The 26,340-nt window shown below is 67.1% G+C and carries 25 protein-coding genes; 10 read left to right on the top strand and 15 right to left on the bottom strand.

All coding sequences use genetic code 11. From position 1 onward, the window contains the following. Positions 1-2: 2 nt before the first annotated feature. The 3 genes from ACEQZY_RS11815 to ACEQZY_RS11805 all read right to left on the bottom strand — a co-directional run bounded on the left by ACEQZY_RS11815 (position 3) and on the right by ACEQZY_RS11805 (position 3,039). Positions 3-392: an MAPEG family protein gene (locus ACEQZY_RS11815; protein WP_341703277.1), complete on the bottom strand. Its 390-nt coding sequence runs from the start codon at positions 390-392 to the stop codon at positions 3-5. Positions 393-422: 30 nt separating this feature from the next. Then, positions 423-1,040 (bottom strand): TetR/AcrR family transcriptional regulator, encoded by a 618-nt coding sequence (locus ACEQZY_RS11810; RefSeq protein ID WP_370154540.1) that lies wholly within the window; start codon positions 1,038-1,040, stop codon positions 423-425. Between the two features lie 112 nt (positions 1,041-1,152). Further along, positions 1,153-3,039, bottom strand: coding sequence for a methyl-accepting chemotaxis protein (locus tag ACEQZY_RS11805; protein ID WP_341703297.1), 1,887 nt, complete (start codon positions 3,037-3,039; stop codon positions 1,153-1,155). Between the two features lie 240 nt (positions 3,040-3,279). Between ACEQZY_RS11805 and ACEQZY_RS11800 the strand changes: the two genes are divergently transcribed. Together ACEQZY_RS11800 and ACEQZY_RS11795 are read left to right on the top strand one after the other, a co-directional pair. Then, a complete protein-coding gene (locus ACEQZY_RS11800; protein ID WP_370154537.1) occupies positions 3,280-5,100 on the top strand; it encodes an ABC-F family ATP-binding cassette domain-containing protein in 1,821 nt (606 codons plus the stop codon). A 109-nt stretch (positions 5,101-5,209) separates the two neighbouring features. Next, on the top strand, positions 5,210-6,094 hold the full coding sequence (locus ACEQZY_RS11795) for a carbonic anhydrase (RefSeq protein WP_370154534.1): 885 nt from the start codon (positions 5,210-5,212) through the stop codon (positions 6,092-6,094). Positions 6,095-6,106: 12 nt separating this feature from the next. Here the strand turns inward: ACEQZY_RS11795 and ACEQZY_RS11790 are convergent, their stop codons facing one another. From ACEQZY_RS11790 to ACEQZY_RS11775, 4 genes are all read right to left on the bottom strand, one after another. Further along, positions 6,107-6,691, bottom strand: coding sequence for a PAS domain-containing protein (locus ACEQZY_RS11790; protein ID WP_370154531.1), 585 nt, complete (start codon positions 6,689-6,691; stop codon positions 6,107-6,109). A 128-nt stretch (positions 6,692-6,819) separates the two neighbouring features. Then, complete coding sequence (locus tag ACEQZY_RS11785) at positions 6,820-7,827, bottom strand: ABC transporter substrate-binding protein (RefSeq protein ID WP_370154528.1); 1,008 nt, start codon at positions 7,825-7,827, stop codon at positions 6,820-6,822. 43 nt (positions 7,828-7,870) lie between these two features. Further along, positions 7,871-8,686 carry an ABC transporter permease gene (locus tag ACEQZY_RS11780; protein WP_341703271.1) on the bottom strand — a complete coding sequence of 272 codons (816 nt, stop codon included), beginning with the start codon at positions 8,684-8,686 and terminating at the stop codon, positions 7,871-7,873. Beyond that, the gene (locus ACEQZY_RS11775; protein WP_370154525.1) at positions 8,683-9,549 is read right to left on the bottom strand and encodes an ABC transporter ATP-binding protein; all 867 of its coding nucleotides are present in this window, start codon (positions 9,547-9,549) and stop codon (positions 8,683-8,685) included. The genes ACEQZY_RS11780 and ACEQZY_RS11775 overlap by 4 nt, the downstream gene beginning before the upstream one ends. Positions 9,550-9,755: 206 nt before the next feature. Between ACEQZY_RS11775 and ACEQZY_RS11770 the strand changes: the two genes are divergently transcribed. The 3 genes from ACEQZY_RS11770 (at position 9,756) to ACEQZY_RS11760 (ending at position 13,153) form a co-directional block, all read left to right on the top strand. Beyond that, entirely contained in the window at positions 9,756-10,853 is a 1,098-nt protein-coding gene (locus tag ACEQZY_RS11770; protein WP_370154523.1) for a metal-dependent hydrolase, read from the top strand. A gap of 355 nt (positions 10,854-11,208) precedes the next feature. Continuing rightward, the gene (locus tag ACEQZY_RS11765; protein WP_370154521.1) at positions 11,209-12,642 is read left to right on the top strand and encodes an HD domain-containing protein; all 1,434 of its coding nucleotides are present in this window, start codon (positions 11,209-11,211) and stop codon (positions 12,640-12,642) included. After that, positions 12,623-13,153, top strand: coding sequence for a hypothetical protein (locus ACEQZY_RS11760; RefSeq protein ID WP_370154518.1), 531 nt, complete (start codon positions 12,623-12,625; stop codon positions 13,151-13,153). Before ACEQZY_RS11765 ends, ACEQZY_RS11760 begins: the two co-directional genes overlap by 20 nt. 53 nt (positions 13,154-13,206) lie before the next feature. Here ACEQZY_RS11760 and ACEQZY_RS11755 read toward each other — a convergent pair whose 3' ends face one another. After that, the gene (locus ACEQZY_RS11755; protein ID WP_370154515.1) at positions 13,207-14,043 is read right to left on the bottom strand and encodes a glutathione S-transferase C-terminal domain-containing protein; all 837 of its coding nucleotides are present in this window, start codon (positions 14,041-14,043) and stop codon (positions 13,207-13,209) included. 174 nt (positions 14,044-14,217) lie between these two features. Here ACEQZY_RS11755 and ACEQZY_RS11750 point away from each other — a divergent pair, with 174 nt between their 5' ends. The 4 genes from ACEQZY_RS11750 (at position 14,218) to ACEQZY_RS11735 (ending at position 15,953) form a co-directional block, all read left to right on the top strand. Next, the gene (locus tag ACEQZY_RS11750) at positions 14,218-14,922 is read left to right on the top strand and encodes a YafY family protein (RefSeq protein WP_341705077.1); all 705 of its coding nucleotides are present in this window, start codon (positions 14,218-14,220) and stop codon (positions 14,920-14,922) included. Positions 14,923-15,114: 192 nt separating this feature from the next. Continuing rightward, positions 15,115-15,276: a hypothetical protein gene (locus tag ACEQZY_RS11745; protein WP_341705076.1), complete on the top strand. Its 162-nt coding sequence runs from the start codon at positions 15,115-15,117 to the stop codon at positions 15,274-15,276. Between the two features lie 97 nt (positions 15,277-15,373). Further along, positions 15,374-15,724 (top strand): hypothetical protein, encoded by a 351-nt coding sequence (locus tag ACEQZY_RS11740; RefSeq protein ID WP_341705075.1) that lies wholly within the window; start codon positions 15,374-15,376, stop codon positions 15,722-15,724. Between the two features lie 64 nt (positions 15,725-15,788). Continuing rightward, positions 15,789-15,953, top strand: coding sequence for a hypothetical protein (locus tag ACEQZY_RS11735; protein WP_370154512.1), 165 nt, complete (start codon positions 15,789-15,791; stop codon positions 15,951-15,953). A gap of 42 nt (positions 15,954-15,995) precedes the next feature. Here ACEQZY_RS11735 and ACEQZY_RS11730 read toward each other — a convergent pair whose 3' ends face one another. The 4 genes from ACEQZY_RS11730 to ACEQZY_RS11715 are packed head-to-tail and all read right to left on the bottom strand — an operon-like array spanning position 15,996 to position 20,807. Continuing rightward, the gene (locus ACEQZY_RS11730) at positions 15,996-17,171 is read right to left on the bottom strand and encodes a hypothetical protein (protein ID WP_370154509.1); all 1,176 of its coding nucleotides are present in this window, start codon (positions 17,169-17,171) and stop codon (positions 15,996-15,998) included. Between the two features lies 1 nt (position 17,172). Further along, entirely contained in the window at positions 17,173-18,027 is an 855-nt protein-coding gene (locus tag ACEQZY_RS11725; RefSeq protein ID WP_370154506.1) for a peptidoglycan-binding protein, read from the bottom strand. A 30-nt stretch (positions 18,028-18,057) separates the two neighbouring features. After that, positions 18,058-18,978 carry a hypothetical protein gene (locus ACEQZY_RS11720; protein WP_370154503.1) on the bottom strand — a complete coding sequence of 307 codons (921 nt, stop codon included), beginning with the start codon at positions 18,976-18,978 and terminating at the stop codon, positions 18,058-18,060. Positions 18,979-18,998: 20 nt separating this feature from the next. Beyond that, the gene (locus ACEQZY_RS11715; RefSeq protein WP_370154500.1) at positions 18,999-20,807 is read right to left on the bottom strand and encodes a hypothetical protein; all 1,809 of its coding nucleotides are present in this window, start codon (positions 20,805-20,807) and stop codon (positions 18,999-19,001) included. A gap of 202 nt (positions 20,808-21,009) precedes the next feature. Here ACEQZY_RS11715 and ACEQZY_RS11710 point away from each other — a divergent pair, with 202 nt between their 5' ends. Continuing rightward, complete coding sequence (locus ACEQZY_RS11710; protein ID WP_370154497.1) at positions 21,010-22,347, top strand: hemolysin family protein; 1,338 nt, start codon at positions 21,010-21,012, stop codon at positions 22,345-22,347. Positions 22,348-22,406: 59 nt separating this feature from the next. Here ACEQZY_RS11710 and ACEQZY_RS11705 read toward each other — a convergent pair whose 3' ends face one another. From ACEQZY_RS11705 to ACEQZY_RS11695, 3 genes are all read right to left on the bottom strand, one after another. Beyond that, on the bottom strand, positions 22,407-23,906 hold the full coding sequence (locus ACEQZY_RS11705; protein WP_370154494.1) for a SulP family inorganic anion transporter: 1,500 nt from the start codon (positions 23,904-23,906) through the stop codon (positions 22,407-22,409). 510 nt (positions 23,907-24,416) lie between these two features. Next, positions 24,417-25,646, bottom strand: coding sequence for an EAL domain-containing protein (locus ACEQZY_RS11700; protein WP_370154492.1), 1,230 nt, complete (start codon positions 25,644-25,646; stop codon positions 24,417-24,419). Positions 25,647-25,744: 98 nt separating this feature from the next. Continuing rightward, complete coding sequence (locus ACEQZY_RS11695) at positions 25,745-26,323, bottom strand: peroxidase-related enzyme (protein WP_341705582.1); 579 nt, start codon at positions 26,321-26,323, stop codon at positions 25,745-25,747. Positions 26,324-26,340 lie beyond the last annotated feature (17 nt).

Here is a 26,340-nt window from a genome sequence, read left to right as displayed (position 1 = left end):
GCTCAGTTGACCAGCGCGAACAGGATCATCGCCATGCCGACCACGCCGCCGAACCAGGCCAGGGTGCGCAGCCACGGCACGCCGAGGATGTAGACCACCGCATGCATGATGCGGCTGTACAGGAAGACCTGCGCGCCGAGCGCCGTCCAGGCATCGGCCTGGCCGGTCACGGCGGCGGTCAGCACCAGCGCCGCGAAGGGCACCAGGTTCTCCACCATGTTGACATGGGCCCGGTGGGCGCGGCCGATCCAGCCATGGCCGGCGGGGAAATCCTCGCGGTTGCCGGCCACCACGAACAGGCCGCGGGTGACGATGAAGCCCATGGTGTAGGGCAGGGCCAGCAGCACGCAGAGCACGGCGGCGGCAATCAGCATCTGGAGATCGATGGACATGGTTTCTTTCCTTGTCGGTTGCTTGGGTGGTCAGGTCTGAACGGCGGGAACGGAAACAGGGATGGCCGGCTGCAGCATGCCGGCCGCGGTGGCGACGATGCCCAGCAGCGTATCGCGGTCGGCGCCGCTTTTCGCCAGCACCATCACGCCATGGATCATGCCGACGAGATAGCGGGCCAGCGCATCCGGATCGGCACCGGCGGCGATCTCGCCGCGCGCCCGCGCATGGTCCAGCACAAGGCGGAAGGCGGCCTCCATATTGGCGAGATGGCGGCGCACCTTCGCGGCCACGGCCGCGTCATGAGGCGCCAGTTCCAGTGTGGTGTTGGCCATCAGGCAGGCGCGGCGCTTCGGATACCGGATCAGGAAATCGACCACGCCGACCGCCGTGTCATGCAGGGCCTGCAGCCCGGCGCCAGGCTGTTTCAGCGGTGCCAGCATCGCGTCTTCCAGCATGGCGCAGTAGGCATCCAGCGCGGCAAGGAACAGGGCATGCTTGTCGCCATAGGTGTCGTAGAGGCTCTGCCGTGAAATCCCCATCGCCGCCACCAGCTGGTCGACCGAGGTGGCGGCATAGCCCTGCTCCCAGAACAGCTCCATCGCCTGCAGCAGGGCGGCGCTGGTATCGAATGCCTTGGGCCTTGCCATGCAGGCATCCTGCCAATTCCGGAACGATCAGTCAAGAATGAGGGAAAAGAAAAGCCACCGCCCGGCGCGCTGCCACTTGAGGCAGTCCCCGGGCGGTGGCGGAACCGTCGCGTCAGGTGCGGAAGAAACCCACCAGCCTGGCCAGCTCCTGGGCCTGACCCGACAGCGACTGGGCCGAGGCCGAGGTCTGCTCGACCAGGGCGCCGTTGCGCTGGGTCATCTCGTCCATGTTGGCGACGGCGATATTGACCTCTTCCAGCCCGGTCGCCTGCTCACGGCTGGCGGCCGCGATCTCGGCCACGATGTCCGACACCTTCTTGATCGCGGTGACGATCTCGGTCAGCGAGGCACCGGTCTGGTTCACCAGGGTCGCTCCGGTCTTCACCTGCGCGTTCGAATCGGTGATCAGCGCCTTGATGTCCTTCGAAGCATTGGCGCTGCGCTGCGCGAGAGCCCGCACTTCCTGCGCCACCACGGCAAAGCCCTTTCCTGCTTCACCTGCGCGCGCCGCTTCCACGCTGGCATTCAGCGCAAGGAGATTCGTCTGGAAGGCGATCTCGTCGATCAGCGACACGATGTCGGCAATCTTCTGGGCGCTGCCTTCGATGCGGGTGACGGCTGCCACCGCATCGCCGACCACGCTGCCGCCCTTCTCGGCAGTGTCGCGGGCGATCCCGGCCAGCTGGCTGGCGGCCTGGGCATTGTCGGCATTCTGTTTCACCGTGGCGGTCACCTCGTGCATGGATGCCGCGGTTTCTTCCAGCGCGGCGGCCTGCTGCTCGGTACGGGTGGCCAGATCCTGGCTGCCGGCGGCGATCTCGGCCGAGGCACTGCTCTGCGCCTCGATGGCGCCGGCGATATTGCGCACCACGCCGGTCAGGGTTTCGGCCATGGCATTGAGGTCGTTCTGCAGCGTGGCGAACACGCCCTGGTATTCGCCGTCCATGCGCTGGCGCAGGTCGCCGGCAGCCAGGCCGGACACCGCAGCCTGTATGCTGGCGATGGCGCGGTCCAGCATGTCGAGCAGGCCGTTCATCTGCTGGCCGACCCGGGCGGTCACGCCGCTCAGCGCGCCGGTATCGATGCGGTGGCTGAGATTGCCGGCGGCGGCGGCTTCGACGATCTGTCCGATCGAGCGGTCGAGCAGGGCATCCTGCGCGGTCCGGGCCTCTTCGCCGCGCCGGCGCTCGGCTTCGATCTCGCCCTGCAGACGGTCGCTTTCGATGCCGTTCTGTTTCAGCACGACCACGGCGCGGGCGATGTCGCCGATCTCGTCGCCGCGCTCCTGGCCATCCACCTCGGCCTCCCAGTCGCGCCGGGCCAGCCGGCCGAGCGTCGCGGTCATGCGGTCGAGCGGCTGGCTGATGCTGCGGATCATCACCCAGCCGAGCCCGGCCAGCAGCAGCACGATCAGCGCGACGATGCTGCCCTTGGTCAGCAGCAGGTTGCGGAAAATGGTGTCGATATCGTCGAGATAGATGCCGGTGCCGACAACCCAGCCCCAGGGCGCGAAACCCTTCACGTAGGAAATTTTCGGTACCGGCTTGTCGAAGCCCGGCTTCGGCCAGAGATAGTCGACAAAGCCGCCGCCATCCTTCTTGACCACGTTCACCATTTCCATGAACAGCGGCTTGCCGTTCGGATCCTTGTTCTCGCCGAGATTCTTGCCGATCAGCTGTTTGGCGAAGGGATGCATGATCATCACCGGCGCCATGTCGTTGACCCAGAAATATTCCTTCTCGTCGTAACGCAGGCCTTCCAGCGCGGCGAGGGCGAGCCGTTTGGCCTCGGCCTCGGGCAGTTCACCGGCCTGGGCGCGGGCGTGATAGCGGAGGATCACTCCATGGGCCACCTCTGCCAGCTGGCGGGTCTTCACCATGCGGTCTTCCGTCATGGTGGCATGCAGGCTCTGCAGGCCGATGGCGCCGACCGCCAGCAGGCCGGTCACGGCAATGGCCAGAATGGCCCAGAGGCGCGGCGCGATACGCAGGTTCTTCATCACGTCCGTTTTCCCGAGTTGACGGCTGCGATCGGCGGATGCCGGCCGCGTCACCCTTGCACGAGGTAAGTGCTGTTAGAGTAAGGAGAAAGCGATTGCGCCAGAAGGTTGCTTTTCCATAATGCACCCTTTCCGGCACACATCTGCCCGCGCGCTCAATTTTTAGAGGTGGGCGGCTGTTCGAAACCCTTCCTTGCGCCGACCGGGATTGCTATCACCCGGGCCTTGCTGAGGACTGCCATGGCCCCCCCGCTTCTGATCCTGCGCGATATCCACCTGACCTTCGGCGGCCAGCCGCTGCTGGACGGTGCCGACCTGTCGGTGACCGCGGGCGACCGCCTCTGCCTGGTCGGCCGCAACGGCTCGGGCAAGTCGACCCTGCTGAAGGTTGCCGCCGGCATGGTGCAGGCCGATGGCGGCGACCGCGTGCTGCAGTCGGGCGTGACCCTGCGCTACCTGCCGCAGGAGCCGGATCTCTCGGGCTACAAGGACACCCTGTCCTATGTGGAGGCCGGGCTCGGGCCGGGCGATGATCGCCATGCCGCGCGCACCCTGCTGGAGGGCCTTGGCCTGACCGGCGCGGAAGACCCGGCGCGGCTGTCGGGCGGCGAGGCGCGCCGTGCCGCGCTGGCCCGCGTGCTGGCGCCGGAGCCCGACATCCTGCTGCTGGACGAGCCGACCAACCATCTCGACCTGCCGGCCATCGAATGGCTGGAAGGCATGCTGCAGGGCCTGCGCTCGGCGCTGGTGCTGATCAGCCATGACCGCCGCTTCCTCACCAATCTCTCCCGCGCCACCGTCTGGATCGACCGCGGCAGCACGCGCCGGCTGGACCAGGGGTTCGGCGCCTTCGAGGACTGGCGCGACGCGCTGCTCGAACAGGAAGAGACCGAACGCCACAAGCTCGACCGCAAGATCGTCGCCGAACTCGACTGGGTGCGCCATGGCGTGTCCGGCCGGCGCAAGCGCAACATGGGCCGCATGCGGGCGCTGCAGGACCTGCGCCGCGAACGCCGCGAGCAGCGCAAAGTGGCCGGCAGCGTGGCCATGACGGTCAGCGAGGCGGAAACCTCGTCTAAGCTGATCGCCGAGACGAAGGGTGTGGCGAAGGCCTTCGGCGACCGCGTGGTGCTGCAGGATGTGTCGGTGAAACTGCTGCGCGGCGACCGGCTCGGCATCGTCGGCCCCAACGGTGCCGGCAAGACCACGCTGCTGAACATCCTCACCGGCCAGCTGAAGGCCGATGCCGGCAGCGTGCGGCTGGGCGAGAATATCGCGCTGGTGACCCTGGACCAGAAGCGCGAGGCGCTCGATCCGGAAACCACGCTGCAATATGCGCTGGCCGGCGGCAGCGACAAGGTCACCATCAATGGCCAGCCGCGCCATGTGATCAGCTACATGAAGGATTTCCTGTTCGCACCCGAACAGGCACGCACGCCCCTGCGGGTGCTGTCGGGTGGCGAACGCGGGCGGCTGATGCTGGCCCGGGCGCTGGCGAAGCCTTCCAACGTGCTGGTGCTGGACGAACCGACCAACGATCTCGATCTCGAGACGCTGGACCTGCTGCAGGAAATGCTGGCCGATTATCCCGGCACCGTGCTGCTGGTCAGCCATGACCGCGACTTCCTCGACCGCGTCTGCACGTCGGTGCTGGCTTTCGAGGGCGAGGGGCGCTGGCAGCTCTATGCCGGCGGCTATGCCGACATGGTGGCACAGCGCGGCCATGGCGTGGAAAGCCGGGGCGCGTCCGCACGGCAGGATGCAGAGGCGGCGCCGGCGAAGAAGGCAGATCCGAAGCCGGCCGCCGCGCAGAACGAGCGCCGGCGCAAGCTCAGCTTCCGGGACAAGCATGCGCTGGAAACGCTGCCGGCGCAGATGGAGTCCCTGCACGCCGAGATCGCGCGGCACCAGGCGGCCCTGGCCGATCCGCAACTCTTCACCCGCGACCCGGCGAAATTCCAGGCAGCCGGCGCCGGTCTGGCGAAAGCCGAGGCGGCGCTGTCGGCGGCCGAGGACCAGTGGCTGGAACTCGAGCTGCTGCGCGAGGAACTGGAGGGCTGAAATTCCTCCGCCTGCGGTGTTACCGAAAAAACAGTTGAGCCGCCGGACCTAAGCGGCGAGTCTGAAGGGGATCCGGAAACGGCTGCAACCGTATTCAGGGGAGTTCCCGATGCATCACCCGCACAATCCGCTCATGCTGTCGCGCCGCCGCGTGCTGCAGTCGCTGGCCGCCGCCGCGGCCTGTCCTGTCTGCGCCGGCCTGGCCGGGCAGGCCTTCGCCACCGATATCAATGCCGGCCCGATGGCCGGCCATGGCACTGCCCAGCCCATGGCACAGCCCATGGGGCAGCCGATGCCGAAGGCCGACATGCCCCATGCCGCACCCCACTGGGAATATGACGGCATGGCCGGCCCCGGTCACTGGGGGACGCTGTCGCCGGATTTCGGCACCTGCGCCACCGGCCGCGACCAGAGCCCGATCGACCTGCGCTGGCCGGTGCCGGCGCAGACCGGCCATATCGAGACGGCCTTCCGCGCCATGCCGCTGCGCATCGTCAACAACGGCCACACCATCCAGGTCAACTGCGCACCGGGCAGCCAGAGCCGGATCGACGGCGTGATCCACGACCTGCTGCAGTTCCATTTCCATCACCCGAGCGAGCATCTGCTGTCGGGCCGCCGCTTCGACATGGAATGCCATTTCGTGCACCGGTCGGCCGCCGGCGGGCTCGCCGTGCTCGGCGTCTTCATCATGCCCGGTGCCGAGAACATGGTGCTGAAGCCGATCTTCGACCAGATGCCGGCAAAGCCCGGGCCGGAAGTGGCCAGCAGCACCGTCATCCGCCCGGATTCGCTGCTGCCCATGGACCGTCATTACCTGCGCTATGCCGGCTCGCTGACCACGCCGCCCTGCTCCGAAGGTGTGGTCTGGAGCGTCTATCGCCAGCCCATCACGGCATCGCCCGCGCAGATCCGCCAGTTCGCGACGCTGTTCGCGCTGAATGCCCGCCCGGTGCAGCCGCAGCACCGCCGCTATCTGCTGGAATCGCTGTAGGTCCTGCCGGCCCTATTGTACGGGCCGCGCTTCCTGGCGCTGGGCCGGGATCATCGGTGGCATGCCGGCGCCGATATCGATGAAGCGCATGCCGTCGCCTTCCTGATAGGAATCGGGATCGACGGCCACCGGCTCGGCTTCGCTGCCGGTCAGGCCCGAGGCGCAGCACAGGATCAGGCTGGCATGGCTGGCGCCGTCCTCGCGCAGCGGTCCGCTGACGAATTCCACCGGCAGGGTGTCGCCGCTGCCGAGCCGCAGCCAGTAATAGATCGCCACCGAGCAGGGCTGTGCCATCTGGGCCAGGGTCAGATGCGCCCGCCAGGCGCGGTTGGCCCGCGAGGTCAGGTCGAGATAGTTGCAGCCGGCAAGGTCGACGCCGATCTGGCGGGTGATCTCGTCGCCCACCCAGTCGATGTTGATGTCGTCATGGCCGCGCACGTTCAGCAGCAGGCAGGTGCCGGCCAGGTCGCCCAGCGCCGCCCGGTCGATATCGCCGCGCTCGGGCAGCAGCCGGCTGCCGCGCCAGCCATGCCAGACGGCAAGAAAGCGCTTGCTGCGGGCGGTCAGCGGTGCCGGCAATGTCTCAAGGAACCCCATTCGCCAATTATAACTGCCGCGAGGGCGCGTCAACCGGATTCGCAGGCGGCGGCAAAATTAGGACGGCCGGTCAAAAAAAACGACCGGGATGTCGCCATCCCGGCCGCCGCCTTTGACAGGTGTCCGGATTACCGGGCGGCCTTCACGAAGCGGTCGGTGAAGGTTTTCGACAGGTCGATCTTCGCCTTGGCGAGGTCGTCATCGAATTTCGCCAGCATGCCATAGGCGCTTTCCATGCCGGCCTGGGGAATGATGCCGGTCTTCGAATAGGTCTCCATGGAATTCTTCACGGCCTGCATGTAGAGCGGCTTGTCGCCCAGATAATAGGCTTCCGGCACCGTGGCCACCACGTCTTCCGGCTTGGCGGTCTCCAGCCACTTCAGCGCCTTGCTGAAGGCGTTGACCAGGGCCTGCACGGTCTGCGGGTTGTCCTTGATGAAGTCGCCCTTCAGATACAGCACGGCGGCCGGGTTGGAGCCGCCGAAGATCGCCTTGGTGCCGGCCTCGGTGCGGGAATCGGCGAGGATGAACACGCTGTTGTCGACCTGCAGCTTGGAGATCACCGGATCGAGATGCGAGATGGCATCGATCTCGCCCTTCTCGATCGCCGCCACGCCGCCGGCGCCGCCGCCGACGCCGATGAAGGCGGAGGCCTTCGGGTCGCCGCCGGCCTTGGCGATCAGGTAGTTGACGAAGAAGTTGGTCGACGAGCCCGGCGCGGTGACGCCGATCTTCATGCCCTTGAGGTCGGCCGCGGTCTTCACCTTGCCCTCATGGGACTTCTTCACCGCCAGCACGATGCCGGGGAAGCGGCCAAGCTCGATCACCGCCTGGATGTCCTGGCCCTTCTGCTGCATGCGGATGGTGTGTTCGTAGGCGCCGGTCACCGCCTCGACGGAACCGCCGAGCAGGGCCTGCAGCGCCTTCGAGCCGCCGCCGAAATCGTTGATGGAGACATCGAGGCCCTGTTCCTTGAAGTAGCCCTTCTGCTCGGCGATGGTCAGCGGCAGGTAATACAGCAGCGGCTTGCCGCCGACGCCCAGGGTCAGCTTGCTCTTTTCCGGCGCCGCCTGGGCGCTGCCGGTGGCGGCGGCCAGCGCGATGGCTGCCGCTGCGATGATCGACTTGAACTGCATCGGTGTTTCCTCCGTTTCTGTTGTCTTGACGCGTCTTGTGAAATCAGGCCGTGCGACTGGTCGCCGCCGCGCTGTCGGGCCGCCATTTCAGCAGGCGCCGCTCGATCAGGGTGACGAAGGTGTCGATGACGATGACGAACAGGGCCAGCACCAGCATGCCGGAAAACACCCCGGTGACATCGAACACGCTTTCCGCCTCGTGGATCTTGTAGCCCAGGCCGCCGGCCGAGCCGAGATACTCGCCGACCACGGCGCCGACCAGGGCGAAGCCGACGGAGGTGTGCAGCGACGAGAACATCCAGGTCAGCGCCGCCGGCCAGTAGACATGGCGCATCAGCTGGCGTTCGTTCATGCCCAGCATGCGGGCATTGGCCAGCACGGTGGGGCTGACTTCCTTCACGCCCTGGTAGACGTTGAAGAAGACGATGAAGAAGACCAGCGTGAAGCCGAGCGCCACCTTCGACCAGATGCCGAGCCCGAACCACAGCGCGAAGATCGGCGCCAGCACCACGCGCGGCAGGGCGTTGGCGGCCTTCACATAGGGATCGAACACCGCAGCCAGCAATTCGCGGCGGGCGAAGGCGAAGCCGAGAAGGATGCCGCCGATGGCGCCGGTGGCGAAGGCCAGCACGGTTTCCAGCAGCGTGATGCCGAGATGGCGCCAGATCTCGCCGGAGGCAAAATCCTTCCAGGTGCGGGCCAGCACGTCGAGCGGCGTCGAGAAGAAGAAGGGATCGAACAGCGGCTTGCCCTTCTCGCCGACGGGAATGGTGGTCAGCAGATGCCAGACCAGCAGGAAGGCGAGGCCGGCCAGCACCTGCAGCGCCAGCAGGACGGGGCGGCTGACCGGGCGGCTCATGGTTTCTGTTCTCCCTGCCGGGCTTCGCCCTGGGCATAGGCCTTCTGCACTTCCACGCGCAGGGTGGACCAGATCGCCTTGTGGATGTCGTGGAAGGCCGGCTCGATGCGGATTTCGGCGATGTCGCGCGGCCGCGGCAGCGACACATGGTAATCGCCGACGATGCCGGCGGCGGGCCCGGCCGACATCACCACCACCCGGTCGGCCAGGGCGATGGCCTCTTCCAGGTCATGGGTGACGAACAGGCAGGCCTTGCGGTCGGCCGCCCACAGGTCGAGCAGCAGGTTGCCCATGATCTGCCGCGTCTGCGCGTCCAGCGGCCCGAAGGGCTCGTCCATGAGCAGGATTTCCGGGTTGCGGATCAGCATCTGCGCCAGCGCGACGCGCTTGCGCTGGCCGCCCGACAGCATATGTGGATAGCGGTCGCCGAAACCGGCCAGGCCGACGCGGCCGAGCCAGTCGCGGGCCCGCTGCAGGGCCTCGGCGCGGTTCACGCCCTGCGGTTCCAGCGCCACGGCGACGTTGTCGAGCGCGGTCTTCCACGGCATCAGCGCATCGGCCTGGAACAGGTAGCCGGCCTTCGCGTTCAGCCCGGCCAGGCCGGCGCCGTCGATCTCGACGCGCCCGGCCGACGGCACCAGCAGCCCGGCGGCGGCATTCAGCAGGGTCGACTTGCCGCAGCCGGTGGGGCCGACGATGGCGACGAATTCGCCCGGCGCCACATCCAGCGCGATGTTGCGCACGGCGCGGTGGGTCTGGCCGTTCTGCAGGTGAAAGGTGATGTCGAGATCGCTGAGCCGCACCGCGGGGGCGGCAGTTTCCTGCGCCGGAAATGCGGCTCTGTGGCTGGCCGGCTGGCTCACGCCCTGTTCCCTCCCGGGGATGATCGTTCGTATGCGCCCGAAGGCGAGGCGCGCACGATAGCCAGCCGCCGCGCCGCCCGCAAGCCCGGTGCATATCCGGTACGGCCTCCCGCTGCCGGTCCGCTGCCGGCCCGGCCGCCGCTGCCTAACCGGGCGGGCGGCTTGCCTTTTTTGCGGGCTGCCGCCTTTATGGCCGCATGGACAGCGTGACCCAGATTCTCTTTGGCGGCGTGGTGGCCCAGGCGGGCTATCGCCGGATTCTCGGCCGCCGCGCCACCATTGCCGGCGGCATCCTCGGCTCGGTGCCCGATCTCGACGTGGTGGCCGGCTGGATCGGCGGCCCCGTTCTGGCCTGGCAGCAGCATCGCGGCATCAGCCATGCGGTGCCGGTGGCCCTGGTCTATGGCGCGGCGCTCGGCTGGCTGATCTGGCGGCTGGGCCGGGCCGGCGGCGGCTATGGCGGCGCGCCGCAGATCGACCGCGAGCGCCGGCAGGCCTGGATGGGGCTGGGCGCGCTGGCCTGCGCGACGCATCCGCTGATCGACCTGTTCACGGCCTATGGCACCCAGCTGCTGGCGCCGTTCAGCACCGTGCGCTTCGCGGTGAATGCGATGCCGATCATCGATCCGCTGTATTCGCTGCCGCTGCTGGCGGTGTTTCTCTGGGGCGCGCTGGCGAAGATGCCCGAGGTGCCGCTGCCCCTGCGCTTCACCGACCGGCCGCAGCGGGCGGCGCGGCTGGCGCTGTCCTATGTGCTGCTCTACACGCTGATGGCCTGGGGCGCCGGCCTGCATATGGAGGACCGCGCGCGCCGCGAACTGGCCGCGGCGGGCCTGCCGCAGGCGGCGGTGGCGGCCTATCCCACCCTGCTGCAGCCCTTCTGGCGCCGCCTCGTGGCCGACCGGCCGGACGAGATCCTGGTCGGCTTCGCCTCGCCCTTCGACGCGCGGCCGATCCGCTGGCAGCCTTTCGCCCGCCAGGAGCGGCAGGATGCCGGCGCGGCCGCCGCGGTGGCCGCCGTGCTGGCCACCGAACCGGGCCGGGTCTTCCACTGGTTCGCCATGGATAAGCTGCACTGGACGGTGCTGGCCGATGCGGCGGCGGACAATCCCGGCGGGCATGTGGTCGAAGCCCGCGACTACCGCTACGGCCTGCCGGGCGACAGCGCGCTCGGCTTCTGGGGCCTGCGCTTCCGCCTCGATGCGCAGCACCGCCCGCTGGGCGCGCCCGAACGGCTCAGCGAACGGCCGCCGCCCGATGCCGGCGGCTTCCGCCAGATGTGGGACGGCCTGCTGGGGCGGTGACGGCATCCCTCCGGTTCATGGCGGTTCCGGGCGGTTCGCGCCGGTTCGTCTGGGTTCGCGTCGGTTCGTCTGGGTTCGTCACGGTTCGTGACGGTTCCGGACAGCTCGTTTCGGTTCATCCCGGTTCGCAGCGGTTCATCCCGGCCCGTTTCCGACCGCCGGCGCTATCACTGATATCACCGATAGCAGTCGCGCATGCGCGGGTATGTAGACGGATTCACGATGGGCAAGAGCGCGATATCTTGACAAGAACATACAATGAACATAAGGTTTGTGCAAGTCCTGTTAACGGCTTATGCGGCTCTTATAGAAGCAGATTGACGAATCGGGCGGAAAGCAAATACGGACATGTATCGTGTATAAGCCCCAACGCATTCTAGACCCGCTACACAAGCTCATCGAATTTCGAGCTGAAGAGCTCGACAACGCGATGTGGGATGTCATTCAGACGCCCCCTTTTCAGAGGTTGCGGCGCGTCAAACAGCTGGGATTTTCAGATTTTGTCTACCCAGGCGCGACCCATTCGAGATTCGCACATAGCGTTGGTGTTTTTCACACGGCTCGTCAGCTGGTGGATGTGATTGATCAGCGGTTGGCCGTCTCGAAGGATGGCAGTCCGCACAAGAAGAATGTCGCATTGGCCGCGTCGTTAGTACATGACGTTGGGCACGGGCCCTTTAGTCATGCTTTTGAGGATGTAGGCAAGCGGCTTAAGCTAAAGATGGCCCATCATGAGCATGTAAGCGTAGCGTTGATTCGAGAGAGTGAGATTTCTGACGTATTAAAGAAGAATCTCGGCTTGGGATTCGCGGAAGAGGTCGCCAATGTTATCGGTGGCGAAAGTGCAGAGAATATATACAACGCCGTTGTTTCGAGCCAGTTTGATGCAGATAGATTGGATTATATGCGTCGCGACCGACTCATGGCGGGAACCCAAACTGGCGCAATCGATTTTGATTGGCTTCTAGCAAATCTAGAAGTCGGGGATGTTCCGTACGGGGTTGACGATACTCCGGTTGGGAACCGAAAAACTTTTGTTCTTGGCTCAAAAGCAATACATGCGGCGGAAACATTCGTTCTCGCCCTATTTCAGTTATACCCAACTCTGTATTTGCACAAAGCTACTCGCGGTGCTGAGAAGATTTTTAGTGAACTCATATATCAAACAATTCTTTTTTCTATGAATGACGCGGTGGACCGCACAGGTCTGCCGGAGGTCCACCCAATTATAAAATTTGCAAAGAATCCGGATAGCCTGGAGAACGCATTGGCCCTTGATGACACAGTCATTTGGGGGGCGTTGTCATTAATGGCGACAGCAAAAGATGAGGGAATTTCAGAGTTCTCTCGAAGACTTAGGGACCGTCAGCTCTATAAGTGTGTAGATGCAAGAGAGAGAATCGAGGCGGCTTTATTGGAGGGCAATCCCGACTTGCAAGCTGACCGTAAAACTCTGGGTTCGACAGTTGACGCTGTGTGCTCAGAAATTTTTCTGAAGGTCGATGTTTGGAATGAAGAGAGTCAATCTAACAAGAAGCGAATTCTGAAAGACATGACCTCCCGGGTTCCCTACAAGCGAGTGGAAGAGTCTAAAGGGCCTCTGAATCAAATCAGAATAAGAGTCGCGGAGCAAAGCTCAGTAGACATTGTCGAGAAGTCACACGTGGTTGCCGCTATAGAGCCGTTTAAAGTCTTTCGACTCTATGCCGCCAACAACGACGATGCAGCTCGCAAATATATTGATGATGTTATCAGAAGTGGGGTTGAGCATGGAAAATCAAATCTCTAGCAAACGGGATGTCGATAAAGCTATCGACATTATTCGAGATGCGGGTGGGGAGATAGTTGGGCGAACCCGCCTGCAAAAGATTGCCTACCTTTTGGAGCTGGCGGGTATGGGGGGAGGGTTTCCTTTCGAGTATCGCCACTACGGCCCCTACAGCGAAGATTTGGCCCTTGCTGTAAGAAACGCGTGCATTCTTGGTCTTATTGATGAGGAGGAGCGGCCTGCCTCTTGGGGAGGGGTTTACTCTATCTATCGATTAAAGCCCTCCGGTGAGGCCTCGGGCGCTAACGATAGGGCTGGGCTTGTTCAAAAGGTTGTGCATGCAGACCCAATTGAATTGGAGCTTGCTGCAACAGCTGCGTTCCTCTCCACGCAAGGTTATGATAACCCTTGGGTTGAAACTGCAAAGCGCAAGCCTGACAAGGCGCAGGGGAATCGTTTGGAGAAAGCGAAGGACCTTTATAAAGCACTAAATCAAGTTTCCACTCCAACAGCGTTGCCGGCAATATCATAAGAAAAACCCCCGCATTGCTGCGGGGGTTTTCATTTGTGCTGCGCTTCCTTGCTTTACGCCACCTCCGCTGCTTTCTCTTTTTCCCTCACCACCGGCACACCCACAGGAATTCCCACCGGCGGGAAATAGCGCGCCATCATGCGGGTCACGTAATCGGTGACATTGTCGAGCTGCAGGGCGCGGCGGCGCAGGGGCGAGTCGAGGTCCGGCACCACCAGCGCCGCCAGCAGGCCGGCCGCCGTGGCATCGGTGGCCGTCGGCGTGTCGCCGAACAGGAAGTCGCGGCCGCCCAGCAGCATGGCAAAGCTGTCCAGCGAGCGGATGCCGAGCTGGGCAATCTCGTTCATGCTGTGGCGGCCGATGCCCTGGGCCTGCATGCCGGTGGCCAGCCGGGCCAGCGCCGCGTTGCGCAGGTCGTCGCGCAGTTCCGGCGGCGCGCCATCGAAGAACCGCGCCGGCCCGGCGGCGAAATTCTCCGCCGGAATCCAGCGGAACCACGTCGCCGCCCAGCCGAGATGGTCTTCCAGCAGGCGTTCGATGCTCCACGCCTCGGCGCGCTGCCGCGGACCGAGCCCGGCATCGAGATCGAGGCCGTATTTGCGCTCGATATGCCAGCGGATGAAACTGCTGTCGGGCACGATCTCCAGCCCGTCGCGCAGATAGGGCAGCCTGGCCTTCGGCGCCCGGGCAAAGCCGGTCAGGTCCTTCACATAGGCGAGGCCGGCCATCTTCAGCTGGATTTCCGTCTTCAGCACGAAGGGGCTGCCATCGGGCAGGCCCAGCCACGGGCCGAAGCCGTACAGCACGATCGGATCGGCATGGCGGGCATTGCGGGCGGCGACCGGACCGTGAAGGGGCGCGGCGGCCTGCGGGGAAGGAATCCGGCTCATCTCTGGCTCTCCGTCTGTCGGTCTCGCGCAGGCGGTGCCGCGCTGTCTGTCTCGTGCTGGTGATGTCGCAATCTGCCTCTGGCGGCCTGACTGTCCTTGTACGCCCCGGCTGCTGACAGCATGCTGTCAGCAGCCATCCGGCATCCTGCGCCTCCATGAGAAAGACGAAGGGCCATGCGCCGCGCCGACCGCCTGTTCCAGATCATCCAGATCCTGCGCCGTGCCCGCGCGCCGCTGGCCGGCGAGGCGATCGCGGCCGAGCTGGAATGCTCGCTGCGCACGGTCTACCGCGACATCGCCGCCCTGATCGGCCAGCGGGTGCCGATCCGCGGCGAGGCCGGCATGGGCTATGTGCTGGACGGGGGCTATGACATGCCGCCGCTGATGCTGACCCCCGACGAGATCGAGGCCGCCGTGCTGGGTGCGCAATGGGTCGGCCACCAGGGCGATCCGGCGCTGGCCCGGGCCGCCCGCGACCTGCTGGCCAAGATCGAGGCGGCGATCCCGGAAAAGCTGCGGCCCTATCTGGCCGAGCCGGCGGCGCTGGTCTCGCCGCCCTGGTCGGAACGCCCGGCCGACGGCCTCGACCTTGCCGCCCTGCGGGTGCAGATCCGGCTCGGCCGCAAGCTCGCCTTCGCCTATACCGACGCGAAGGGCGCCGCCTCGCGCCGGGTGGTCTGGCCGGTGACCTTGGGTTTCATGGACACGGTGCGGATCATCGCCGCCTGGTGCGAGCTGCGCGGAGATTTCCGCCATTTCCGCGCCGACCGCATCGCCGAGCCCGAATTCCTCGACGACCGCTATCCGGAACGGCCGGCGGCCCTGCGCGCGCAATGGCGCCGGCATCTGGCCGACCAGCGGGCGAAACGCGCGGAATAGACTGAAAGTAGTTCTCCGGATCAATTCAAATAAAAAATAATATCAGGCAGCAATTCCGGTCCCTTAGCTAATAAAACAGCAATAAAAATCTCTGGAATTCATGAGTAAGTATTTATTTTTATTGCATTTTTTCGGAATATCTGTAGTATCCGGCCATGGCAAATATTTGCCATGTAACCAGGAGGTCATCCGATGACCCAGACTCAGAATCAGGCCAAGCCGCTCGCCGCAATGGAGAAGAAGGTCGCCGAGGCCCAGCAGGGCCAGGCCGAGCCGCAGCCGCCCAAGCAGCCGGCCGCCGAAGCCCCGAAGACCCAGGCGCCGCCGGCCCAGCAGGGCGACGCATCCCGCTGAACAGAGCCCCGCCCGCGATGCGGGCGGGCCATGGCAGGGGGCGGCGTGGCAGGCCGCCCTTTCGCCGCAATGTGAAAAACCCAGACAGGAGGGCATCATGGCCCAATCGCCCCAGACCGCCGCCGGCAAGCCCGGCCTCATGCAGCAATGGCAGAGCATCAAGCCGCTCGCCATCGCCTTCGCCATCGGCCTCGTGGCCGGCCCGATCGCCACGAATATCGGCGGTTTCCAGGTGCTGAGCAGCACCGCCCAGCAGCGTACCGAGATGGCCAGCGTCGCCGTGCAGGCCCGCATCTGCGCCGCCCAGGCGCTGATCGCCGATCCGAAAGCCGCCGATCTCGGCTGGAGCGAACGCCGCGAGCTCGCCGCCCACTGGGCCGTGATGCCGGGCAGCGACACGGCGGTGGACGGCGTCGCCAGCGCCTGCAGCAATCTGCTGGCCGGCTGATCCGGCCGTGCCGGCACCCGCCAGGCTCCGTTCCGACCCGTCCCGCCCGCAACCCGATTCCGTCATGTCCCAGCCGAAACCATCACCATCACCAGCTCCGCAATCGGCCGGCAGCCCGGCCGCGGAGGATGCGGCGGCCGGCGCCAGTGCCGGCGCCAGTGCCGATGCCGAGATGGCGGCCCTGCAGTGGCTGATCGACCAGCTGCCGAAAGCCGTCGCCCAGGGCTGAGGCCGGCGGGCCGGTCAGTCGTGCCCGGTCGGCCCGGCCGTGTCAGCCGTGCTTCTCGGCCGGCTTGAAGCCGAGATAGATGCCGCTGGTGATGCCCATCAGGATCAGCAGGTTGTCGCCGAAATCCGGCGGCTTCAGCCTGGTATAGACCTGCACCGCATAGATCGCGCCCAGCACCACGGTCCAGATCACGATCTGGAACCGGTGCAGCGTGACGCCGCCGGCATCGGTGAGCAGGTCGAGCCAGAAGCCGCCGCTGCGATAGGGCGCCACCGTCTGCCGGTAGGTTTCCAGCAGGCCCCGTGCGCCGGCATCGCCGGGCTCGGCGGCGGCCCGGCTGTACAGTGCCGCCACATCCTCCGGCGTCTTCAGGCCCAGCGCCGCCAGCGCGTCGATGGCGGCCCGGGCCTCGGTGCGGCTGTTGTCGATGGCCACCGAGGCAAGGCCGGTTCCCGCCGAGACGCCGAGCAGGATGAAGCTCTGCGTGGTGATCGAGTTCAGGTCCTGCAGGGTGATGGCGATCAGCAGGAAGGATGTGAGGATCAGGCAGAACCAGACCGCCATCTGGCAGCGGCCGAGGCTGAAGCTCCGCTCCGCAACCGGCATCTGCGGCACCGGCGCATCGCGCAGCATGCCGCTGCTGCGGCCGAACCAGATCACGCCGCCGACCGCCAGCACCACCAGCAGCAGGCCGCCCGCCATCTGCCAGCCGTCATACTTGACCAGCGTGATGCCGGTGGCGGCGGCCGGGCTGTCTTCCGGTTTTGCGGCAAAGGCGATGGCCTCGTCGCCATTGCGCAGCGCGACGGCAACGCTGCGCTGCCGGGCATAGGGTTCGGCCAGCAGCCGCTCCCATAAGGCCCGGTTGCCGGCCGCCGTGCCCTGGCTGTCGATGCGCTGCAGCCGGAAGGTCAGGTGCGGCGGCGCCCATTGCGGAACCAGGCCGGCCGGTTCGCCATCCAGCAGCAGGGTGATCCGGCGCGGATCGATGGTCACGCCGCGGCCCAGCCGCAGTTCCAGCACCAGCGCGTCGCCCAGGCCGTAAGATCCCGGCCCGGCAATGGCAAAGGTCGGCGGCGGCTTCGGCGCCTCCTGGGCCGCCGCGCCGCCCGCCGGCAGGACGGACAGCAGCAATGCAGTCAGCAGCAGGGCTGGCAGCAGCAGGACTGGCAGCAGCAGCGCGGACTGCAGGCAGGATGTCGGGAACCGGTGGCGCATGTCACACCTCCATGCCGGTGGCATAATCGATGAAACCGAGACTGATCTGGCCGATGCGGCGCTGGTCGCGGCGAAACACGCCGATGCCCTCGCGCGCGCCGCCGTCGTTGCTGTTGCCTTCGATGGTCACCAGCTTGCCGTTCGCCACCGCCTCGACGAAGCCGATATGGCCGGTGCCGCCGCCGGTCGACAGCAGGAACAGCTGGCCGGGCCGCACCAGGCCCGGCGCGGCGATCGCGTCGGCGGCGGCGATGCAGCGGATGCCGCGCAGCCGGGCCCGCCGCCAGTGGTCGAGCACGCCGGCGGTGCGGATCGCCGGATTGGCCACGCCCTGTGCCGCGCTGGCCTGGGTGAAGCACCAGTAGACGAAGGCGGCGCACCACGGATACGAACCGGTCGCCGGATCGAGGCCGACATTCTCGAGATAGCGGTCGACCTCGGGGCCGCGGTTGGAGCCGGGCGGCTGCTCGCGCACCCCGACCAGCCCGCCGGCGATGGCCAGCGCCGCCGCCACCAGGGCATCCCCCGGCTTTGCCGCGGCCGCGGGCGGCGGCACCCGTGGCCGCGGGGCCGCATCGCTGCCGAACAGGGCCTGCCAGGTCAGCGGGCCGACCGCGCCGTCGCTGTTCAGCGGCTGGCCGTCGCCATCGGAAAAACGCGCCTGGAACAGCCGCACGGCGGCCGCGGTGCGCGGGCCGAACAGGCCGTCCTCGGCCACCGGCCCGCAGCCCAGCGCATTCAGCCGCTGCTGCACCTGCCGCACCAGCGCGCGCGCCGCCTCGTCGCGTCCGGCCCCTTCGGCCAGGGTGATGCCGGGAAAGACCGGCGGCGGAAGGGCGATGGCTGGTGCGGACATGGCGGCGGCTCCGCGGTCAGGAAGGCGCGATCAGGACAGGGCGGTGCAGGCGGCGGGACCGGCGGAACTGTCGGTCCGGTACAGCGGGATCGGGTCGCCGCCTGCGGGCATGTTCAGTCCCATGGCCCTGAATCTCTGGCTGATGAATCCGGGCTCGGCGATGCCGCGGGTCTTCAGGTCCTCGCCGAAATCCTTCAGCACCCTGTTCAGGGACGGGATGATCCAGGCATTGCGGCAGCGCAGGCGCTGCTGCTGGTCGTCCAGCGCACGGCCGATTGCCTGGGTCCAGGCGACCAGGGTCTGCAGCTGCACCATGCGGGCATAGAGAAGAACGCCGTGATTGGCTGGCAGGCTGCCGGAATCCAGCGCCGCCTGCACGCCCTCGAAGGCACTTTTGAAGAATGCATGGGCGCGCCTGGCGCCTGGCGCCGTGTTCCCGGCCAGCACCTGCATGCCCTTGTCGTGGTCGCGCAGCTTCGGAAGGATTGCCAGCATGAAGCCGTCGCGCGGGCCGAGCTGGCCGGCGAGGGCTTCGGCGGCCAGCTTCTTCTGCATCGCCTCTGCGAACAGGCGGTCGCCGGCATCCGTGCCGTCGGTGCTGCCCGGCTCCGCCGGGTCCAGCGTTGACAGGTCGGCCATGCGCCACAGGGTCAGGGCATGCAGGGCATAGGCGGTGCCGAGCAGGCCGTCCTGCTGCAGGTCGTCTTTCCGCTCGTCGGTATCCCTGCGCAGGATGCTGTCGGCCTGCCGGTAATAGCCAAAGGGCGAGCCATAGGCGGCGATACTGTCGGCCGACAGGGCGGCCGCGCGGTTTTCCAGCTCGGCGCCTTTCGAGAAGGCATCCTGTGCCTGCGACAGCCGGTGCGCGCCGCAGCCGCCGAGCAGCAGGCTGAAAGCGAGGGCGACGGCACCGGCGAGGCGAACGGGACGGCTGGCATGGGGCGCAGGCATCGTTTCCTCCACTGTTCCGGCTAGCCGGCGGCCCTGAGGCCGTTGCCGAGCTGCGCGGCGAAGCCGTCCAGGTCGATGCTGCCGGCGGCGAAATCGTCGACCGCCTTGCGCAGCACGGCGATCTGTCCCGGCAGGCCGGCATCGCCGGCCGGGAAACCGGCAAAGCGGTCGAAGGCGATGTCCAGCAGGGCGACGGCGACGCTGCCGCGGGCCAGTCGCCATGCCGCGTCCTCGCTGCCGGGCCTGGCGAGGCCGGCGAAGACGGCGTCGATGATGGCGGCGATCGGGATGTCGCCGCCGCCGCCGGCCGGCAGCGCGCGCAGCAGGGCCAGCCGGCGGCCGGCGGCGGTCAGCGCCGCCTGCAGGATCGCCAGCCGGTCGGCGCCGGTCAGCGAGAAGGCGCTCTTTCCTGCCAGGGCGCCGAGCGCGGCCTCGATGGCCGCCGCCAGCCAGGGCGTGCCGCCGATCTCGTCGGACCGCGTGGTCACCCAGCGCGGATTGGCGGTGACCTCGGCCAGAACCGCATCGATCAGCGCCGCGATCTGTGTCTTGGAGAACAGGGCTTCCGGCCGGCCCTGTGTTGCCTGCTGCAGGGCGGCCAGCACCTGCCGGCTGGCAATGACCAGCAGGTTCTTCCCCGGATCGCCGCGGTCGCTGGCGCCCCATAACGCATCGAGATTCTCCGCCGTCCGCTGCAGCACTAGGGCGGCGATCGCCGGAAAGGCGGCACCGATGTTGCTGTCTGCATGGAACTGCGAGAAATCGGCAGCCAGCTCTGCGAGCAGCTTTTCCACGCCGTTCGGCCTGCTGCCGATCCCGAGCACGCCGGGGTGGCGGCCCACGGCCGCCAGCGAAGCCCGGGCCAGGGTTTCCACACCGCTGCCGGACAGCAGCGCCTGCAGCTGCACTCCGCCGCCGGGTACGGGAACGAGAAGGTTCAGCAGGGCGCCGCCGATCTCTTTGGTGACGGCGGCCTCGCTGCCGCCCTTCACACCCAGGAACAGCGCCGGATCGGCCAGCACGGTATCGGCCCCTGCCTTCAGGATGATGCCGGCCAGCTGCTGCACCCAGACGGCGGCGCCTTCGATTTCCTCGCTGGTGGGGCCGTTTCCGCCGCTCAGCCGCAGGGTTGCCGCTTCGGCCAGGGCCCGGGAGACATTCCGGACGAGCGCCTCCTCCTTCTGTCCGCCGGCCAGCAGCCGCGGCTCGGCCTCCACGGCCTGCAGCACCCCGATCATCAGCCGGGGAAAGATTTCGCCGGCGGGAACCGTGGCGAACGAAACCGACTGGATGCCGGTCAGGAAGGCCTTCAGCGCGCGCCCCTCGGGGTGTTTCTCCGAAATGGCGCCGGGCTTGCCGGCGAACCAGAAGACCGCCGTGTCGATCAGCGTGCCGGCGATGGCCTGGAATGTCGAGACAGGCTGACCGGCCTGGCCCTTCGCCCATTGCCGAACCTCCACCAGGGCAAAGAATGCCGCGCTCGGCAGGCTGGCGCCGGTGGTGTCCGGCGCCCCGTTTTCCTCGGCCCAGCAGACATCGTAGGCCTGGCGCAGCAGCAGCCTTTCGTCGGCGGTCAGTGCGTCGGGAGTGTTGGCGCCCGTTGCGAGGATGGCGGCAAGGGGCGAGCCGGGTTCCGGGCTGTGTTCCGGCCGGGCCACGGCCGTGAACCAGTCGATCATTTCGGTCAGGCCAGCCGCACCCGGCGCCCGCGGCAGCGGCAGGGTGATGGCGGCGCTGCGCACCGAGTTCACATAGGCGCTGCGCAGGCCCTGGTAGAGCCGCACCCCGGCCTGGATGGCGAGAAAGACCGTATTGACGGGTATGGTCACATGAGCCCCCCTCACTGCAACCTGAGGGGGATAATAGCAACCATTCATTTGATGAGTCGAATCATTCTCAACTTTTCAGAATATATCCACATCATATAGACCACTTTCAGACGTGTGCCCCGAGTCTGCACAGCCAGCGGCCGGCCCGGCTGGCGGTGGCGGCCGGCTTTTCCTATAGTCGGCCGGCTATGATCCCCCGGCCATGACCCACTGGCTCGACCTTGCGCTGATCGCGCTGCTGATTCTGCTGAACGGCTTCCTCGCCATGTCCGAACTCGCCGTGGTCTCGGCGCGCAAGGCGCGGCTGCAGGCGATGGCCAGGCGGCAGCGCAGCCGCGGCGCGAAGCTGGCGCTGGCGCTGGCGGCGCAGCCGGGGCGCTTCCTGTCCGCGGTGCAGATCGGCATCACCCTGGTCGGCATCCTCGCCGGCGCCTTTTCGGGCGCCACCCTCGCCGGTCCCTTCGGCCGCTGGCTGGCAGCCATCCTGCCGCCGGAACTGGCGCCGGCGGCCGACACCATCGCCTTCGCGCTGGTGGTCGGCGGCGTGACCTATGCCTCGCTGATTGCCGGCGAGCTGGTGCCCAAGCAGCTGGCATTGCGGAATCCCGAGCGCATCGCCGCCATCGTCGCCTGGCCGATGACGGTGCTGGCGCGCCTTGCCGCGCCGCTGGTGTGGCTGCTGGAACGCTCCTCGGCATTGCTGATGCGGCTGCTGGGCCTGGGTCGCGACGTGCGCGAGGCGGTCAGCGAGGAAGAGATCAGCCATCTGGTCGCCGAGGCCGAAAGCGCCGGCACCGTCGAGCCGGAAGAGCGCCGCATGATCGCGGCCGTCATGCGGCTGGGCGACCGGCCGGTGCGCGCGGTGATGACGCCGCGCCGCGACATCGACTGGCTTGACCTGTCGGCGCCGCACGAGGCGCAGGTCGCGCGGCTGCGCAGCACCATGCATCTGCGCCTGCCGGCCGCGCGCGGCGGCATCGACGAACCGCTCGGCGTGGTCAGCGTCAAGGCGGTGCTCGATGCCCTGCTCGATGGTGGCCGCGACCGGCTCGCCGCCGACGGCCTGCAGGCCTACCTGCAGCCGGTGCCGGCGGTGCATGAAAGCGCCGACATCCTCGACGCGCTGGCGATGCTCAAGCGGTCGCCCGGCGGCATGGCCTTCGTGGTCGACGAATTCGGCAGCCTGGAAGGCATCGTCACGCCGGCCGACATCATGGAGGCGATTGCCGGCGGCTTCGCCCTGCCGGGCAATGCGGCCACGCCGGGCGCGCTGCGCCGCGGCGACGGTTCCTGGCTGCTGGACGGCCTGCTGCCGCGCGGCGACGCGGCCGAGCGCCTCGGCCTGCATCTGCCGGAAGAGGGCGAGCATCACACCATGGCCGGCTTCCTGCTCGAACGCTTCGGCCGCCTGCCCGAGGCCGGCGACAGCACCGACTGGGCCGGCTGGCGGTTCGAGGTGCTCGACATGGATGGCCGGCGGATCGACAAGATCCTGGCGGTGCCGCCGCCGCCGGAGGCCGACGCGGCAGCGGATATCTGACCGCCGCTTCTGACCGGCGCCTTCTGACTGGCGGCTTCCGGCCAGCCGGCCGGCGGCGGCTAGTGGCCCGGCTGGTGTCCGAGGGCGCCGGGCTTGTCGTGGCGGCCATGGCGGCCGACGATGGTGGCACTGGCCTCGTTCAGGCCGATCACCTCGACGGCAACGCCCTTGTGGCGGAAGCGCAGCACCACGCGGTCAAGCGCGGCCACCGCCGTGACATCCCAGAAATGCGCGGCGGAAACGTCGATCACCACGCGTTCGAGCGGCTCGAACAGGTCGAAGGCCGAGGCGAAGGCATCGGCCGAGGCGAAGAAGATCTGGCCGCGCACGCTGTAGCGGCGTTCGGTCTCCTCGGCATTCAGCACCGATTCCACCGCCACCAGCCGGGCCACCTTGCGGGTGAAGAAAACCGCACTCAGCAGCACGCCGGTCAGCACGCCCTTGGCAAGATCGTGGGTGGCAACCACGACGATCACGGTGGCGACCATGACGATGCTGGAGCTTTTCGGGTGGGTGACCAGGCTTTTCAGCGACTCCCATTTGAAGGTCTTGATCGACACGAAGATCATCACCGCCACCAGTGCCGGCATCGGAATCTGCTTCACCCAGTCGCCGAGCGCGACGATCAGGATCAGCAGGAAGATGCCGGCCGCCAGGCAGCTGAGCCGGCCGCGCGCACCCGAAGTGACGTTGATCATCGACTGGCCGATCATGGCACAGCCGGCCATGCCGCCGAACAGGCCCGACGCGATGTTGCCGAAGCCCTGGCCGACGCATTCGCGGTTCTTGTCGCTCTGGGTTTCCGTGTAGTCGTCGATGATCTTCGCCGTCATCAGCGATTCCAGCAGGCCGACCATGGCGATGGTCAGCGCGTAGGGAAAGATGATGCCGAGCGTGTCGAGATCGAGCGGCACATCGGGCAGCAGGAAGACCGGCAGCGTGTCGGGTAGGGCGCCCATGTCGCCGACATTGCGCAGGCCGAAATCGCCGCCGGCCATCACGATGGCGGTCAGCAGCACGATGCAGACCAGCGGCGCCGGCACTGCCGTGGTGATGCGCGGCATCACGAAGATGATGGCGAGGCCGGCGGCGGCGAAGGCCCAGGTCTGCCAGCCATGGCCGACCAGCTCCGGCAGCTGCGCGAGGAAGATCAGGATGGCGAGCGCGTTGACGAAACCGGTCATCACCGAACTGGAAACGAAGCGCATCAGCGTGCCGAGCCGCAGCAGGCCGGCACCGATCTGCAGCAGGCCGGTCAGGATCGTGGCCGCCAGCAGGTATTGCAGGCCATGTTCCTTCACCAGGGTGATCATGACGACGGCGGTGGCGGCAGTGGCGGCCGAGATCATCGCCGGGCGGCCGCCGGCGATCGCGGTGACCACGGCAATGCAGAAGGAGGCGTAGAGGCCGACCTTGGGGTCGACGCCGGCAATGATCGAGAAGGCGATCGCTTCGGGGATCAGCGCCAGTGCCACCACGAGGCCGGCGAGCAGCTCGCGCGGGACATCCGGAAACCATTCCTGGCGGAAGCGGAGAAAGCTGTGGCTGATCCGGCTCATCGGGCGCGGCACTCCCTGCGTGTGGCGGCGGTCAGGCTGCCCGCTGCGGTGCCATTTCCTCCCGGCCGCCGGTGATGCCCTGCGCGGTCCGCTGCGTATACGCGGGCGGCCCGTTGGCCGGTTCTGAGAAAAAAAGGGGCCGCGCAGTGAAGCGCGGCCCAAGTCTAGGGAGGAAACGCCCGAGAAGGGCATGCAACAAACCGGAAGCTTGTTGCGATGCAATAAGTACCGCGGGGACGCGTGCAGCGCAAGAGGAAAAGCATATATTTTTATTAACCCCTGCAATTTCATGGGCTTGGCAATTTTATGAGTCGGCCGGCCGGATTCCGCGACAGATTGTTCGCCGACGTACCATGCTGCAGCCGCGAAGCTGGGCAGGGGTGTTGCGCCCGGAACACAGGCAATTGTCACAATGGCTTAAAAAGCAGCAGGGGTGCGGCGCGGGCATTGTGCCGTATACGGAGGCGTCGCCGGCTGCCGGCGAAGGGGGCCGGTGTCCGCCTGTCGGTGTCAGGCGGCCGGCGGGCCCTGCCAGCCGGCCAGCCAGCCGGGCAGCGCGGCGGGGCTGAGCGGCGGGGCGATGAAAAAGCCCTGCGCGATGTCGCAGCCCAGCCCGGCGGCGCAGTCCCAGTCGGCCCGGGTCTCGATCCCCTCGGCCACCGTGACCATGCCGAGCTTGCGGGCGAGGCCGATGCTGGACGAGACGATGGCGCGTGCCGCCGGATCATGGGCGGCATGGCCGGTGAACTGGCGGTCGATCTTCATCTCCTCGAAGGGAATCCGCTGCAGCTGTTCCAGCGAGGAATAGCCGGTGCCGAAATCGTCGATGGCCAGCTGGAATCCCTTCAGCCGCAGACGGGTCAGCACTTCCAGCGCGGCGGCGACATCGTGGATCAGCCGGCTCTCGGTCACTTCCAGCAGGATGGCGCCGGGCGCGAGGCCGGCTTCCGCGGTGGCGGCGGTGATGCGCTGCGGCAGGTCGAGGCGCGAGAGATTGGCGGTCGACAGGTTGACCGCCATCTGCAGCTCCAGTCCCGCCTCCCGCCATGACGCCGCCACGCGCAGGGCCTGGCCCAGGGTGGCATCGAACAGCGGTTCGGCGGCGGCGCCGTTCTCGGCCAGCGGCACGAACTGGCCGGCGCCGAGCAGGCCGCGTTCCGGATGCCGCCAGCGCGCCAGGGCCTCGGCACCCATCGGCCGGCCCGAGCGCATGAAGACCTTCGGCTGCACCATGATCTCGATCTGGCCGCGGCGGATGCCATCCAGCAGCTCCATCTCGTCGGGTGGCGCCAGCGCCGGCTGCGCCTGCGGCGCGCGGCCGTCGCGCAGCCGCGCCAGCAGGGCCTGCACGGCATCGCGGGTCAGCGGCTTGGGCAGGATGCCGAGCAGGTTCAGGCTGTGGGCACGGGCCAGCGCCTCGGCGGTGCGCAGCACGCGGGCGCTTTCGGCGCTGAACAGGGCGACATGGCCGGCGAAGCGGCGGTCGGCCAGGTGCCGCAGCACCTCGATGCCGTCCATGCCGGGCATGTTCAGGTCGAGCAGGATCAGGTCGCAGGCGGCATCTTCCGCGCCGTTTTCCCGCGCGGCGGCGAGGCGGTCGAGGAAGGCCAGGGCCGGCGCACCGTCTTCCGCCGTCTCGACCCGGCCGATCCCGTGATCCAGCAGCAGCGCGCGGGTTATGTCGCGGACGGTCTTCAGGTCGTCGACGACCAGGACCTGCAGCTTGGCGATATCGAACACAGGCAGGCGAATCCCGGTGAATCAGGGCGGCGGTGCGTGAAACGCAGTCTCCGCCCGCGCTGCCGCAAGGTCAAGCCGGCAGGCTCTCTGCTGCCGTCTCAGCGGAAACTGCCGTGATACGCCTCGTTCGGCATCATCTCGATGGCGGCGGCCATGCGGTTCGACATGTTGAAGAAGCTGGCGGTGGCGGCGATATCCCAGATGTCACGGTCGTTCCAGCCGGCATCGCGCAGGGCCTGGCGGTCCGCCTCGACGATCTTGTCCGGGCTTTCGGTCAGTTTGCTGGCGAATTCCAGCGCCGCCCGCATCTTCGGCGTCAGCTCGGCGCTGCGCCAGTTCATCACCATCAGCTCGCCCAGCTTGGGGTCGCCCGACAGCTGGCGCACCGCCGCGCCATGGGCGGTCAGGCAGTAGAAGCAGTGGTTGATGCTGCTGACCGCCACCGCGATCATCTCGCGCTCCAGCTTGCTGAGGCCCGACGGCGCCAGCATCAGGTCGTTATACATGTCCGAGAAGGCGCGCAGCTTCTTGGCATCGAAGGCATAGGACAGCAGCACGTTCGGCACGAAGCCGATCTTCTCGTCGCATTTGGCGAAATAGGCCTGGGTATCCGCATCCAGCTCCGTGCGGGCCGGGACCGGGATATCGAGCGCGTGGACGCGTTTCGGCTGGCTCATGGCATTTCCTCCGTAGA

Origin of the sequence: Ferrovibrio sp. (assembly GCF_964218355.1) — a bacterium.
Classification (GTDB): domain Bacteria; phylum Pseudomonadota; class Alphaproteobacteria; order Ferrovibrionales; family Ferrovibrionaceae; genus Ferrovibrio.
This window is presented reverse-complemented; position numbering and strand designations above follow the sequence as displayed.

Excerpts from the sequence above, each read along its gene's own strand:
- ACEQZY_RS11745 (WP_341705076.1), top strand. The coding sequence starts at position 15,115 with ATGACCCAGACTCAGAATCAGGCCAAGCCGCTCGCCGCAATGGAGAAG.
- ACEQZY_RS11705 (WP_370154494.1), bottom strand. The coding sequence starts at position 23,906 with ATGAGCCGGATCAGCCACAGCTTTCTCCGCTTCCGCCAGGAATGGTTT.
- ACEQZY_RS11710 (WP_370154497.1), top strand. The coding sequence starts at position 21,010 with ATGACCCACTGGCTCGACCTTGCGCTGATCGCGCTGCTGATTCTGCTG.
- ACEQZY_RS11800 (WP_370154537.1), top strand. The coding sequence starts at position 3,280 with ATGGCCCCCCCGCTTCTGATCCTGCGCGATATCCACCTGACCTTCGGC.
- ACEQZY_RS11740 (WP_341705075.1), top strand. The coding sequence starts at position 15,374 with ATGGCCCAATCGCCCCAGACCGCCGCCGGCAAGCCCGGCCTCATGCAG.
- ACEQZY_RS11760 (WP_370154518.1), top strand. The coding sequence starts at position 12,623 with ATGGAAAATCAAATCTCTAGCAAACGGGATGTCGATAAAGCTATCGAC.
- ACEQZY_RS11695 (WP_341705582.1), bottom strand. The coding sequence starts at position 26,323 with ATGAGCCAGCCGAAACGCGTCCACGCGCTCGATATCCCGGTCCCGGCC.
- ACEQZY_RS11730 (WP_370154509.1), bottom strand. The coding sequence starts at position 17,171 with ATGCGCCACCGGTTCCCGACATCCTGCCTGCAGTCCGCGCTGCTGCTG.
- ACEQZY_RS11755 (WP_370154515.1), bottom strand. The coding sequence starts at position 14,043 with ATGAGCCGGATTCCTTCCCCGCAGGCCGCCGCGCCCCTTCACGGTCCG.
- ACEQZY_RS11785 (WP_370154528.1), bottom strand. The coding sequence starts at position 7,827 with ATGCAGTTCAAGTCGATCATCGCAGCGGCAGCCATCGCGCTGGCCGCC.
- ACEQZY_RS11790 (WP_370154531.1), bottom strand. The coding sequence starts at position 6,691 with ATGGGGTTCCTTGAGACATTGCCGGCACCGCTGACCGCCCGCAGCAAG.
- ACEQZY_RS11735 (WP_370154512.1), top strand. The coding sequence starts at position 15,789 with ATGTCCCAGCCGAAACCATCACCATCACCAGCTCCGCAATCGGCCGGC.
- ACEQZY_RS11720 (WP_370154503.1), bottom strand. The coding sequence starts at position 18,978 with ATGCCTGCGCCCCATGCCAGCCGTCCCGTTCGCCTCGCCGGTGCCGTC.
- ACEQZY_RS11815 (WP_341703277.1), bottom strand. The coding sequence starts at position 392 with ATGTCCATCGATCTCCAGATGCTGATTGCCGCCGCCGTGCTCTGCGTG.
- ACEQZY_RS11805 (WP_341703297.1), bottom strand. The coding sequence starts at position 3,039 with ATGAAGAACCTGCGTATCGCGCCGCGCCTCTGGGCCATTCTGGCCATT.
- ACEQZY_RS11810 (WP_370154540.1), bottom strand. The coding sequence starts at position 1,040 with ATGGCAAGGCCCAAGGCATTCGATACCAGCGCCGCCCTGCTGCAGGCG.
- ACEQZY_RS11780 (WP_341703271.1), bottom strand. The coding sequence starts at position 8,686 with ATGAGCCGCCCGGTCAGCCGCCCCGTCCTGCTGGCGCTGCAGGTGCTG.
- ACEQZY_RS11795 (WP_370154534.1), top strand. The coding sequence starts at position 5,210 with ATGCATCACCCGCACAATCCGCTCATGCTGTCGCGCCGCCGCGTGCTG.
- ACEQZY_RS11750 (WP_341705077.1), top strand. The coding sequence starts at position 14,218 with ATGCGCCGCGCCGACCGCCTGTTCCAGATCATCCAGATCCTGCGCCGT.
- ACEQZY_RS11725 (WP_370154506.1), bottom strand. The coding sequence starts at position 18,027 with ATGTCCGCACCAGCCATCGCCCTTCCGCCGCCGGTCTTTCCCGGCATC.